Source organism: Gluconacetobacter dulcium, from assembly GCF_014174165.1.
Taxonomy (GTDB): domain Bacteria; phylum Pseudomonadota; class Alphaproteobacteria; order Acetobacterales; family Acetobacteraceae; genus Gluconacetobacter; species Gluconacetobacter dulcium.
In genome coordinates this window covers 132,265-144,535 of sequence record NZ_JABEQN010000006.1, presented here as the reverse complement: position 1 = coordinate 144,535, position 12,271 = coordinate 132,265, and the positions used below count along the sequence as shown (strand labels likewise).

The window sequence follows — 12,271 nt, the reverse complement described above, 5'->3', positions numbered from 1 at the left end:
AGAGGCGATGTCCGACGGTCTGGGCACCGGCATATGGGGGCTCGTGGCCCTGGCGGCGATCGCGATCGTGGCCGTTCTGGTGCTGATGGCCCGGCGCGGCGGCGGGCGCGGAACGGAGAGCGGCGATCTGCTGGCGCGTGTCTATGTCATGATGGAGCGCGATTCCTCGGCGCGCCAGGCCGATGCCGAGGCCCAGCGCACCCGGCTGGACCAGTTGCGTGGCGAGACCGCCGACCGGCTGGCGCTGATGGCGCAATCCCTGACCCGCGACCTGGCCGAGGCACGCGTGCGCCAGAGCGAGGCGCTGCGCGAGATGGCCGAGAGTTCGGCGCGCCAGCTCGAAGCCATCCGTGCCACGGTGGACGAACGTCTGCACGAAGCAGTGGAACGTCAGATGCAGACTTCGTTCCAGCGGGTGCTGGAGCAGTTCACGGCCATGCAGAAGGCGATGGGCGAAGTCTCGGCGATGACGGCGCAGATCGGCGACCTCAAGCGCCTGTTCTCCAACGTCAAGACGCGCGGCGGCTGGGGGGAGGCGCAATTGCGTGCCATCCTGGACGACGTGCTGCCTCCCGGCGCCTACGAGGCCAATTGCCGCCTGCGCGAGGGCAGTGCGGAGGTGGTGGAGTTTGCCGTACGCATGCCGGTACGGGCCACCACGCCGCCGCTGCTGGCGATCGACTCGAAATTCCCGACCGAAGCCTACGAGCGCCTGCTGGATGCCGTGGACCGGGTGGACGCCGACGCCGAACGCGCTGCCCGTCGCGCGCTGGAAACGACGCTGAAGATTGAAGCCCGCAAGATCGCGTCCAAATATATCGTTCCGCCGGTCACGGTGGAATTCGCGGTCCTGTATCTGCCCACCGACGGGCTCTATGCCGAAATCGCGCGGATTCCGGGGCTGGTGGACGAGATCGGGCGTACCTGCCGGGTGATGATCATGGGGCCGGGCCTGCTGCCGGCCATGCTGCGGACGATCCATCTGGGATACGTCACCATGGCGCTGGAGGAACGGACCGACGGCATCGCCCGCCTGCTGGGGGCCACCCGGCAGGAGATGCTGCGGATGGACGGGGTGCTGGAACGGCTGGCCCGCAATGCCTCGGCCATGTCGTCGTCGATCGACGAGGCGCGGCGGCGGACGCGGGTGGTGGCGAAGCAGTTGCGCGGGCTGGACGGGATCGACGCGGCGGCCGCGCCGGCAGTGGACGAGGGTGCGACAGAGCGTGGTGAAACCGAATTTAATGGTGCTTGAGGCGGGGTGCGATCATGCCTGACCGGACCATGAATGCGACATCGACCACAGAACCGTTTCCCTCGCCAGGGGAGGCCGGGCCAGGCCGCGAAGCCAGGCCACGGGTGCTGCTGGTGGAAGATGACGGCAAGATCGCCCAGGAAGTCGCCGAGGAGCTGGAAAGCCGGGGCTTCGCCGTCCGCCATGCGGAAACCGGGCCGGCCGGACTGGCTGCGGCGCTGGCCGAGACGTTCGACGTCATGGTCGTGGACCGGATGCTGCCCGAGATGGACGGGCTGACACTGATCGAGACCCTGCGCGGCCGTCAGGTCTCCAGCCCGGTGCTGGTGCTCTCCGCGCTGTCGGCGGTCGATGACCGTGTCAGCGGCCTGAAGGCCGGCGGCGACGATTACCTGACCAAACCCTTCGCGATGGAGGAGCTGGCCGCCCGGTTGGAGGCGCTGATGCGCCGCCCCAACAACACGCGCGAGACCATGCTGCATGTTGGCCCGTTGAGCATGGACCTGATCGAGCGTACGGTCACGCGCGACGGCCAGCCGATCGAGCTGCTGCCGCGCGAATTCCGGCTGCTGGAATATCTGATGCGCCGGCCTAATCAGGTACTCACCCGCACGATGCTGCTGGAAGATGTGTGGAACTACCGTTTCATTCCGCAGACCAACCTGGTGGATGTCCATATCGGCAAGCTGCGGCGCAAGATCGACGATCCCGCCGGCGTGCCGTTGATCCACAGCATCCGGGGTACCGGCTTCATGCTGCGCGTGCCTGAATAGGCGATGCAACTGGGCGAGGTGCTGCGCACCGCGACGTTCCGGCTGACGCTCGCGGTAGTGGTGGCGATGATCGGCACGGCGGCGCTGCAATTTTCGGTGGGATATAGCCAGACCAAGGCGTTCGAGTTCCGCCGCACGGATGCCCTGCTGCATCGTGAGGCCGCCCTGCTGGCGCAGGAAACACCGCAGGATCTGGCGCACAAGGTCAGCGAGCGCGCGACCGACGATCTGCGCGTCGTGATTAACCAGGCCGCCCTGTTCGACTCCGCCCATCATTATGTCGCGGGCGATCTGCGCGCATGGCCCGAGGGGCTCGCGGTCGACGGCCGCGTCCACGAACTGACGGTGCGACCGAACGAGGACGAGCCCTATGTGCTGCGTGTCCTGGCCGTGCCGGTCGCGGGCGGCCGGGTGCTGGTGCTGGGGCGCGGGCTGCACATGCTGGCGGAATGGCGGCTGATGATGCGCCATTCGCTGCTGGTCTCGATCGTGCCCACGGTGCTGTTCGCGCTGCTGTGCGGCATCATATTGAGCCATCGTGCGCTGGGGCGCGTGGGCAGGATGCACGAGGCGATCGACCGGATCATGGATGGCGACCTGCACGAGCGCCTGCCCGCCGGGCGTCAGCGCGACGAGATGCAGCGCCTGGCCGGCAGCGTGAACCGCATGCTGGACCGGCTGGAGCATCTGATGGGCGAGATCCGCGATGTCGGGAACGATATCGCCCATGACCTGCGCACACCCCTGGCCCGCGTGCGCGCCCGTCTGGACCGCGCGCAGGCCGGCACATTGTCGGCCGACGACCTGCGCACCGTGATCGCCCGGGCGATCGACGATCTGGACCAGTGCTTTTCCATCATCACCGCGCTTCTGCGGATCGGCGAGATCGAGAACGCCCGTCGGCGGGTCGGATTCTCGCTGGTGGACCTGAACGAGATCGCGGCCGACATTGTCGATCTGTACGAGCCGATCGCGGAGACGAGGCAGATCCGGCTGGAACTTCTCGCGGCGTCGGGGCCTGTGCCTGTGCATGGAGACCGCGACCTGCTGATCGAGGTGCTGGCGAACCTGATTGATAACGCGCTGAAATTTACCGATGAAGGCGGCGATGTCACCCTGGCGGCCTTCGCTGACGGCCAGGGTTCGGCGCGGCTGGAAATCGCCGATACCGGCATCGGCATCATGCCCCAGGAGCGTCAGGCGGTGCTGAACCGCTTCTACCGTTCGGACAAGAGCCGCCATGTGCCAGGCAGCGGGCTGGGGCTCAGCCTGGTCTCGGCCATCCTGCGCCTGCATAATGCGCAACTGACGATTTCCAACGCCCGCCAGCATGAAGAGCGCCCCGGCGCGCTGTTCGGGGTCACATTTCCCCCGCCTGCGCAGGCCATTTTTTAAATGGGAATTTCATTGGCGTGATCGAATGGCGTGCTAACGAGGCGCCGAACGATCGGGAGTGACGACGATGCACGCTTGCGGGCCAGATCGCAGGAGCGTGGCGGACAGGCAGGATAGATGCGCGGTCCAACGCGCATGGGGGGCGCGCCGCGCATGAATTCGATTGTCGTTACCGCGCTCAAGCGGCCTTATACGTTCGTCGTCCTGTCGATTCTTATCGTCGTGTTCGGTGTCCGGTCGATGGTCCAGACCCCGACCGATGTCTTCCCCAGCATCAAGATCCCCGTCGTCGCGATCGTCTGGGGGTATACCGGCCTGATGCCGGAGGATATGTCCGGCCGCGTCATCTATTATTACGAGCGCGCGCTGACCGCGACCGTCAATAATATCGAGCATATCGAAAGCCAGTCCTATTACGGACGCGGCATCGTCAAGGTGTTCTTCCAGCCGGGCACCGATACCGCGGTCGCCCAGACCCAGATCACCTCCGTCTCGCAAACCGTGATCAAGCAGATGCCGACGGGCATGACGCCGCCGCTGGTGCTGACCTACAATGCGTCCTCGGTGCCGGTGCTGACGCTCCAGGTGTCGTCGGACTCCATGACGGCCTCGCAGATCTACGACATGTCGTCGAACCTGATCCGCCCCGCATTGGTGGCGGTGGCGGGGGCGGCGATCCCGAACCCTTATGGTGGCCAGCCGGGCAATATCATGGTCGATCTGGACCAGGCGAAGCTGCTGGCGCACGGCCTGTCGGCCACCGACGTGGGCAACGCGCTGGGCAAGCAGAATATCGTGCTGCCGGCGGGCGACCAGAGGATCGGGGCGCTGGACTACATGGTCCAGACCAATGCGACACCGCGCGCGATCGACGAATTCAACGCGATTCCGATCAAGCAGGTCGGCAATGCGGTCGTCTATGTGCGTGACGTGGCGTGGGTACATCAGGGTGGGCCGCCGCAGACCAACATGGTGCTGGTCAAGGGCCATCAGGCGGTCCTGATCGTGATCATGAAGAGCGGCGATGCCTCGACGCTGGACGTGGTCAGCGGCGTGAAGGCCCTGCTCCCCGGTGTCACCGCCACCCTGCCGCCCGGTGTGCAGATCAAGGTGCTGAATGACGCCTCGACCTTCGTGAAGGAGGCGGTGCGCGACGTGGTGCAGGAAATGGGCACGGCGGCGCTGCTGACCAGCCTGGTGGTGCTGCTGTTCCTGGGCTCGTGGCGTTCGACGGTCATCATCGCCACCTCGATCCCGCTGGCCATGCTGTGCGCCATCATCGGGCTGGGCTGGGCCGGTCAGACCATCAATGTCATGACATTGGGCGGTCTGGCCCTGGCGGTCGGCATCCTGGTCGATGATGCGACCGTCATGATCGAGAACATCGACGCGCACCTGGAAATGGGCAAGGACCTGGAAACCGCGATCATCGACGCGGCGAACCAGATCGTGATCCCGACCTTCGTGTCCACCTTGTGCATCTGTATCGTCTGGATGCCGCTGTTCCAGTTGACCGGCGTTGCCGGCTGGCTGTTCATGCCCATGGCCGAGGCCATCATTTTCGCGATGATCGCCTCCTTCATCCTCTCGCGAACCCTTGTCCCGACCATGGCCAAATACATGCTGGCGGCCCAGGTCGCGGCGCATGATGCCGCTGCGCACGGCCATGCACCGCCGAAGGGGTTCTTCGGACGCTTCCAGCAGGGGTTCGAGGCCAAATTCACGCGCTTCCGCCATGCCTACCGCGACGTGCTGACGGCGCTGGTGGCCGCGCGCCTGCGCTTTATCGGCACGTTCCTGGGGGTGGCCGTCGGCTCGGTGGGGCTGTTGATGTTTGTCGGCCAGGATTTTTTTCCCGAAATCAACTCGAACGCGCTGGCCATGCATATGCGCGCGCCGCTGGGCACCAAGCTGACCGAAGCGGGCAAGATCTCGATGCTGGTCAGCAACGAGATCCATCGCCTGCTGCCGGGCGAGGTCGATGACATCGTGGCCAATTGCGGCCTTCCGTTCAGCGGCCTGAATCAGGCCTTCATCCCGACTCCCACCGTCGGCACGCAGGATTGCGACCTGACCATCACCCTGCGCGACGAGGAAGCGCCGGTGGCAGCCTACCGCGATATCCTCCGCAAGGGGCTGGGCGACCGCTTCCCCGGTACCGAAATGACCTTCATGCCCGCCGATCTGACGGCCAAGATCCTCAATTTCGGCCTTCCGGCACCGCTGGATGTGCAGATCAGCGGCCGCAACCTGACCGAGAACTTCACCTTCGCCCAGCATCTGGCCGAACGGCTGCGCCATGTGACGGGCGTGACAGACGTCTCGGTGCAGGAACCGATGACGACGCCCACGCTGCGGGTGAATGCCAGGCGCTCCTACGCGTTAGGGACCGGCCTCACGGAAGCCGATATCGCCAACAACGCGCTGGCGACCCTTTCGGGTAGCGGTCAGGTCTCGCCGACCTACTGGCTGGACCCGAAGACCGGAGTGTCGCATCTGGTCGATATCCAGACGCCGCTGCAATTCCTGCAGAAGCTGAACGATCTGGAAACGATCCCGATCGACCGGGGCGATGGCAATCCGCTGAGCAAGGCGCCGCAGATCCTGGGTGGCCTGAGCCAGATCGTCCAGACCGGCACGCCCGGCGAGGTCTCGCACTATAATATCATGCCGGTGTTCAACATTTACGCCACGAATAACGGGCTCGATCTGGGTGCGGTCTCGCGCGAGGTCAACCGGGTGGTGGAGGCATCGCGCCACGACCTGCCGCGCGGCTCCAGCCTGACGGTGCGTGGCCAGGCGGTGACGATGAATAGTGCCTACCGCCAGCTTGGCATCGGATTGGCGATGTCGATCCTGCTGGTGTACCTGATCATCGTCGTCAACTTCCAGTCGTGGCTGGACCCGTTCATCATCATCACGGCGCTGCCCGGCGCGCTGGCGGGTATCGCGTGGAGCCTGTTCCTGACGCATACCACCCTGTCGGTGCCGGCGCTGACGGGTGCCATCATGTGTATGGGCACCGCCACCGCCAACTCGATCCTGGTCGTGTCCTTCGCCCGCGAACGGCTGGAGGTGCATGGCGATGCGATCAAGGCGGCGATCGAGGCCGGGTTCGAACGTATCCGGCCGGTGCTGATGACAGCATCGGCCATGATCATCGGCATGTTGCCGATGTCCCTGAGCAATTCGCAGAACGCGCCGCTGGGCCGGGCGGTGATGGGGGGGCTGATGGTTGCGACGGTAGCGACGCTGCTGTTCGTGCCCTCCGTCTTCGCCCTGCTGCATGGTCGCCGAGCCGAGAGACACCGTAGCACCGAAGGAGAGCGCGCATGAGCGCCGTGGAACAGACCCGCGGATCAAAACCGTCGGGGCGCGGCAAGCTTCTTGCCGGCGTTGGCGTCATCCTTGCGGTGGTGGTGGTTGGCGGCGGAATCATCCAGCGGCAGATGCATGTCAGCGCGCTGCACGAGCAGACGGAAGATGCCGCGATCCCGAGGGTGCAACTGATTTCGCCCGCCAGGGGGCCGAGCATCCGCACGCTGGATCTGCCGGGCAATATCTCGGCGTGGTACCTGGCGCCGATCTATGCCCAGGTCTCGGGCTATGTGCGCATGTGGTACAAGGATTTCGGTGCCGAGGTGAAGGCGGGCGACGTGCTGGCCACCATCGACACGCCGGGTCTGGACGCGCAGTACGCGGCCTCGAAGGCGAATTTCGACGTGGCGATGGCGCGCTACAAACTGGCGCAGATCACGGCGAAGCGCTGGAAGGCATTGCAGGGCACGCAGGCCGTGTCGCAGCAGGAAGTCGACGTGCAGGTCGCGAACGCCGAGGCCGAGCAGGCGCAGGTCGAGGCGGCGCGGCACGAGGTGTCGCGGTACGCCGCGCTGATCGGCTTCAAGCAGATCGTCGCGCCGTTCGATGGCGTCGTGACCTCGCGTCTGGCCGATGTCGGCGATTATGTGAATGCGGGTGGGGGTGACGTCAGTTCTCGTGGAACGGCGACCGAACTGTTCAGCGTGGCCGATGTGCACCGCATGCGCGTGTTCGTGTCGGTGCCGCAGGATTACGCCGACATCATCAGCCCCAAGCTGACGGCCGAGGTGACCGTGCCGCAGCATCCGGGGCGGGTGTACAAGGCCACGTTCCTGGCGACCGCCGGTGCGTTCAATTCCACGACCCGCACAGTTACCACCGAACTGACGCTGGATAACAGCGACCGCACCCTATGGCCGGATTCCTATGCCACCGTTCATTTCCGTGCGCCGGGCGATCCGGACATTCTGGTGATTCCGGAAGGCGCGCTGATCTTCCGTGCGGAAGGCATGCAGGTGGCTCTGGTCGACGAGCATAACCGCATCCGGCTGCATAATGTGACGGTCGGGACCAACCTGGGCACCACAGTGCAGATCCGGGGCGGACTGAAGGTGACCGACCGGCTGGTCAACAACCCCTCGGCCGGCCTGCTGGACGGGCAGGAAGTCCGCGTGGTGGATGCGACGCCGGGTTACAACGCGCAGCGGCCCACGGGCAGCGAACCTGTCCGCTCCGACGATGTCCGTGCCATGCCGAACGATCGGGCGGGCACGGAGGAGGCGGGAGCCCGTCAATGACCCTGTCTTCTCCTGCGCGGCGAGCGCGGCTCCGTTCCGCCCGTCGATTGTGGCGTGCAGCCCGGCTGGCCGGCGGCCTGGGGGTGCTCGTCGGCGTCGCCGGGTGCGACATGGCGCCGGCGTATCATCCCGATCATTTCGTCTTTCCGGACAATTGGAAGGGTGAGGGGACGGTGCGGTATGCCGCGCCGAACGAAGCGGCCTTGCGAGGAGACTGGTGGACGCTGCTGGGCGACCCGATCCTGAACCGGCTGGAAGAGCAGGCCAATCGGGTCAATCCCGACCTGCAAGTGGCGGCGGAGACCTTTACCCAGGCGCGCGACATGGCGGCCGAGGCGCAGGCGGGGCTGTATCCGCAAGTCTCGGCCAACGCGGGCATGGGAAAATACAAGGGGTCCCAGCATCGCCTGTGGCGCGGTCATGGCGCGACGGGTCCGACCTACATGTCGTCGGAGCAATATAGCGGGACCGCGACCTGGGAGCCGGATTTCTGGTCGGCGATCCGCAACCGCAAGCGCATGCGCACCCAGCAGGCGCAGGAGCGCGCGGCCGATTATGCGGTGATGCGGCTGAGTACCGATGCCGAACTGGCATCGGACTATATCGCGATTCGTGGGCTGGACGCGCAGGATGCGGTCTATCGCGACTCGATTCGGACCTACAAGTTGGCGGTTCAGATCACGCAAATGCGGCAGGCCGGGGCGATCGCCGCCGGGCTGGACGTCTCGCGCGCGGAAAACCAGCTTTATGCGACCCAGGCGCAGGAAACGGACCTGCTGGCGCGTCGGGCGGTACTGGAGCATGCCATCGCGGCCTTCGTCGGCGTGGCGCCCGCGGCGTTCCATCTGGAGCCTGAGAACCAGATGCGCTTCCCCGATGTCGCGGTTCCGATGCTTCTGCCCTCGGCATTGCTGGAGCGGCGGCCGGACGTGGCCGCGGCGGAGCGCGAGATGGCGCAGGCCAATCGCGCCATCGGCGTCTCGCGGGCCGCGTTCTATCCGAACGTGTCGGTCAATGCGATGACCGGCTTCATGGATAACGGCTTCACGCTCGCCGACCTGTCGAACAGCATGTATTCCTATGCCGTACAGGCCGCGATGCCGCTATTCCAGGGGGGCCTGCGTCGTGCCGAACTGCAACGCACCTGGTCGCAATACCGCCAGGCGGAAGACAATTATCGCGGGACCGTGCTCCAGGCGTTCCAGGATGTCGAGGACGGGCTGACCATGACCGGTCAGTTGCGGGCCGAACTGGCGCAGCAGCATCGCTCGGTCCAGGCCGCGATGCGGACCCAGGGCATGACCATGGCGCTCTATACAGGTGGGCTGACCAATTACCTGGACGTGGTGGTGGCCCAGATTGCGGCCCTGACGGCGCGGATCGCGGAAGTGCAGGTCGAGACGCGGCGCCATCAGGCGACGGTGGCGCTGATCCGCGCGCTGGGCGGCGGCTGGACGCGGGCGCAGTTGCCCTCCGACAAGTCGATCATGCCGTTCGCGCCGCTGCAATATGACGGGCTGCGCGTGCCGAAGGAGGCTGGCGGCATCGCGACGGGCAGTGGGCCGGAGAAGCTGAACCTGACGGGTCCCGGCCTGGCGGGGGTGGGGTTGACAACCCCGGCCCAATAAGGTTAGGGACCCGCCTCTTACGGAACGCGGGAGGTCGCGTCCGCTGCCTTGCGCGGCGGGGCGACCGCAGGAACCGCGGTCCGGGTGAAACAGTCAGGAGCCCCGGATATGGCCAAAAAGATCGTTGGCTACATCAAGCTACAAATTCCCGCCGGCAAGGCGAATCCGTCCCCGCCGGTCGGCCCGGCGCTGGGTCAGCGCGGCCTGAACATCATGCAGTTCTGCAAGGAGTTCAACGCCAAGACGCAGGGCCTTGAGCCCGGCATGCCGATCCCGGTCGTCATCACCGCGTTCGCCGACCGCACCTTCACCTTCATCACGAAGACGCCGCCGAACACCTATTTCCTGATGAAGGCCGCGAACATCAAGAAGGGCAGCTCGACGGTCGGCAAGTCGGCGGCCGTCGGCAGCGTGACGATGACGCAGTTGCGCGAGATCGCCGAGCAGAAGAAGCAGGACATGAATGCCAACGACATCGACGGGGCTGTGCGGATGCTGATCGGCTCCGCCCGTTCGATGGGCCTTACGGTGGTGGAGGGCTGATCCAATGGCCAAGAACAAGCGTCTGACGGCCGGCCAGGCCTCTGTTGACCGTAACAAGGCCTATGGCCTGGACGAGGCGATCGGTCTGGTGAAGCAGACCGCGACCGCCAAGTTCGACGAGACGATCGAGATCTCGCTGAATCTGGGCATCGACCCGCGTCACGCCGACCAGATGGTCCGCGGCCTGCTGTCGCTGCCGAACGGCACCGGCAAGACCCTGCGCGTGGGCGTGTTCGCCCGTGGCGCGAAGGCCGAGGAGGCCCTGGCCGCCGGTGCCGACGTGGTCGGCGCCGAGGATCTGGCCGAGAAGGTGCAGGCTGGCGAAATCGCGTTCGATCGCTGCATCGCGACGCCGGACATGATGGCCCTCGTCGGCCGCCTGGGTAAGATCCTGGGTCCGCGCGGCCTGATGCCGAACCCGAAGCTGGGTACGGTGACCATGGACGTGAAGGGCGCCGTCACGGCGGCCAAGTCCGGTCAGGTCGAATATCGCGCCGAAAAGGCCGGTATCATTCATGCCGGTATCGGCAAGGCGTCTTTCGGCAGCGACAAGCTGGCCGAAAACATCCGCGCCTTCGTCGATGCGGTGCAGAAGGCCAAGCCGACGGGCGCCAAGGGCACCTATCTGCGCAAGGCCGCTCTGTCGTCCACGATGGGCCCCGGCGTGCGCGTCGACGTGTCCTCGTTCTCGGCGGCCTGAGCATCAGGAGATGACGTGATGCCCGCAAGGGCATCGCGGACAGGAGACGGGGCGCTTCGGGTCCCGTTCTTCCGAACCTGTCCATGACCGGATGTGGCTTATGCCTTGATGGGCCTTCGGGTCCGCAACCGGAAGACGGGGATTGCCGGATAGGGGTGGTTTCGCCGCCCGCACTGGTTGTTCCGTTGTTCACAGGACAGGCGAACCGGAGGATGGGCCGCAAGGCTCTGTCCTCCTAGGGCAAACCCGGCCTGTTGGGGCATCCCCGGCAGGTCACGACGGAGACGGGAATTGGACCGTACGGAGAAGCGGGAGTTTGTTGCCTCCCTCGCGGCCGTGTTCGCCGAGACGTCCATGGTTGTCGTAACCCGCAATGACGGGCTGACGGTGGCTGATGCGACGATCCTTCGGCAGCGCGTGCGTGCGGCTGGAGCGACTTACAAGGTCGCGAAGAACCGGCTGGCCAACCTCGCCCTGGCAGGGACCCGATTCGAAGGCATTTCGCCGCTGCTGAAGGGGCCGACCGCGATTTCGTGGTCTGCCGATCCGGTGGCCGTGGCGAAGGTGCTTGTCGAGTTCGCCAAGACCAACGAAAAGCTCGTTCTGCTCGGTGGAGCGCTCGGCACCCAGACATTGAATGTCGATGGTGTTAAGGCGCTGGCCGAACTGCCGTCCCTGGATACGCTCCGGGCGCAGCTGGTGGGGATGATCTCCACGCCGGCCACGCGCATCGCGGGTGTTCTCCAGGCGCCGGCTGGACAGCTTGCGCGGGTTTTCGGCGCCTACGCCAAGAAGGACGAGGCTGCCTGAGCCATCTGCGCCCCGCGTGCGCGGGGTGATGAAATTTACACACTCTCGTGAAATCGGGATTGTGTTGCGCCAATCAGTGTATAAATTAGGAAGACCAAATCATGGCCGATCTGACCAAACTCGTTGACGAGCTGTCCGCCCTCACGGTTCTCGAGGCCGCTGAGCTCTCGAAGCTGCTGGAAGAGAAGTGGGGCGTTTCCGCCGCTGCTCCGGTTGCCGTTGCCGCTGCGCCGGCCGCCGCCGCTGCCGCTCCGGTTGAAGAGCAGACCGAGTTCACTGTTATCCTGGCCAAGGCCGGCGACAAGAAGATCAACGTCATCAAGGAAATCCGTGGCATCACCGGCCTGGGCCTGAAGGAAGCCAAGGACCTGGTCGAGGGTGCGCCGAAGACCGTGAAGGAAGGCGTGAACAAGGACGAAGCCGAGAAGATCAAGAAGGTTCTTGAAGAGAACGGCGCGACCGTCGAAGTGAAGTAATCTGCCGGATGCAGGCGGCCTCCGGGCTGCTTCTCCTGCTTGATGCCAGGTGAGGGCGGGAAACCGAAAGGTGCC

Annotated in this window: 10 protein-coding genes; all 10 read left to right on the top strand. The window is 65.5% G+C overall.

The window, feature by feature from the left end; genetic code table 11:
- Positions 1-7 precede the first annotated feature (7 nt).
- The 10 genes from HLH25_RS07060 to rplL all read left to right on the top strand — a co-directional run bounded on the left by HLH25_RS07060 (position 8) and on the right by rplL (position 12,196).
- Positions 8-1,255 carry a DNA recombination protein RmuC gene (locus HLH25_RS07060; protein ID WP_182973384.1) on the top strand — a complete coding sequence of 416 codons (1,248 nt, stop codon included), beginning with the start codon at positions 8-10 and terminating at the stop codon, positions 1,253-1,255.
- Between the two features lie 14 nt (positions 1,256-1,269).
- Positions 1,270-2,028 carry a response regulator transcription factor gene (locus HLH25_RS07055; RefSeq protein WP_375288959.1) on the top strand — a complete coding sequence of 253 codons (759 nt, stop codon included), beginning with the start codon at positions 1,270-1,272 and terminating at the stop codon, positions 2,026-2,028.
- A gap of 3 nt (positions 2,029-2,031) precedes the next feature.
- Positions 2,032-3,423 carry a sensor histidine kinase gene (locus tag HLH25_RS07050; RefSeq protein WP_182973383.1) on the top strand — a complete coding sequence of 464 codons (1,392 nt, stop codon included), beginning with the start codon at positions 2,032-2,034 and terminating at the stop codon, positions 3,421-3,423.
- A gap of 153 nt (positions 3,424-3,576) precedes the next feature.
- Positions 3,577-6,759, top strand: coding sequence for an efflux RND transporter permease subunit (locus HLH25_RS07045; protein WP_182973382.1), 3,183 nt, complete (start codon positions 3,577-3,579; stop codon positions 6,757-6,759).
- Positions 6,756-8,039 carry an efflux RND transporter periplasmic adaptor subunit gene (locus HLH25_RS07040; RefSeq protein WP_182973381.1) on the top strand — a complete coding sequence of 428 codons (1,284 nt, stop codon included), beginning with the start codon at positions 6,756-6,758 and terminating at the stop codon, positions 8,037-8,039. The genes HLH25_RS07045 and HLH25_RS07040 overlap by 4 nt, the downstream gene beginning before the upstream one ends.
- The gene (locus HLH25_RS07035; RefSeq protein WP_182973380.1) at positions 8,036-9,667 is read left to right on the top strand and encodes an efflux transporter outer membrane subunit; all 1,632 of its coding nucleotides are present in this window, start codon (positions 8,036-8,038) and stop codon (positions 9,665-9,667) included. The genes HLH25_RS07040 and HLH25_RS07035 overlap by 4 nt, the downstream gene beginning before the upstream one ends.
- Before the next feature lie 108 nt (positions 9,668-9,775).
- Positions 9,776-10,210: a 50S ribosomal protein L11 gene (gene rplK, locus HLH25_RS07030; protein WP_182949585.1), complete on the top strand. Its 435-nt coding sequence runs from the start codon at positions 9,776-9,778 to the stop codon at positions 10,208-10,210.
- 4 nt (positions 10,211-10,214) lie between these two features.
- On the top strand, positions 10,215-10,910 hold the full coding sequence (rplA, locus tag HLH25_RS07025) for a 50S ribosomal protein L1 (protein ID WP_182973379.1): 696 nt from the start codon (positions 10,215-10,217) through the stop codon (positions 10,908-10,910).
- Between the two features lie 291 nt (positions 10,911-11,201).
- Positions 11,202-11,720 carry a 50S ribosomal protein L10 gene (gene rplJ / locus HLH25_RS07020; protein WP_182949581.1) on the top strand — a complete coding sequence of 173 codons (519 nt, stop codon included), beginning with the start codon at positions 11,202-11,204 and terminating at the stop codon, positions 11,718-11,720.
- Positions 11,721-11,821: 101 nt separating this feature from the next.
- Positions 11,822-12,196 (top strand): 50S ribosomal protein L7/L12, encoded by a 375-nt coding sequence (gene rplL / locus HLH25_RS07015; RefSeq protein ID WP_182973378.1) that lies wholly within the window; start codon positions 11,822-11,824, stop codon positions 12,194-12,196.
- The last annotated feature ends 75 nt before the right edge of the window (positions 12,197-12,271 follow it).

Excerpts from the sequence above, each read along its gene's own strand:
- rplL (WP_182973378.1), top strand. The coding sequence starts at position 11,822 with ATGGCCGATCTGACCAAACTCGTTGACGAGCTGTCCGCCCTCACGGTT.
- HLH25_RS07040 (WP_182973381.1), top strand. The coding sequence starts at position 6,756 with ATGAGCGCCGTGGAACAGACCCGCGGATCAAAACCGTCGGGGCGCGGC.
- HLH25_RS07050 (WP_182973383.1), top strand. The coding sequence starts at position 2,032 with ATGCAACTGGGCGAGGTGCTGCGCACCGCGACGTTCCGGCTGACGCTC.
- HLH25_RS07035 (WP_182973380.1), top strand. The coding sequence starts at position 8,036 with ATGACCCTGTCTTCTCCTGCGCGGCGAGCGCGGCTCCGTTCCGCCCGT.
- rplA (WP_182973379.1), top strand. The coding sequence starts at position 10,215 with ATGGCCAAGAACAAGCGTCTGACGGCCGGCCAGGCCTCTGTTGACCGT.
- HLH25_RS07055 (WP_375288959.1), top strand. The coding sequence starts at position 1,270 with ATGCCTGACCGGACCATGAATGCGACATCGACCACAGAACCGTTTCCC.
- rplK (WP_182949585.1), top strand. The coding sequence starts at position 9,776 with ATGGCCAAAAAGATCGTTGGCTACATCAAGCTACAAATTCCCGCCGGC.
- HLH25_RS07060 (WP_182973384.1), top strand. The coding sequence starts at position 8 with ATGTCCGACGGTCTGGGCACCGGCATATGGGGGCTCGTGGCCCTGGCG.
- HLH25_RS07045 (WP_182973382.1), top strand. The coding sequence starts at position 3,577 with ATGAATTCGATTGTCGTTACCGCGCTCAAGCGGCCTTATACGTTCGTC.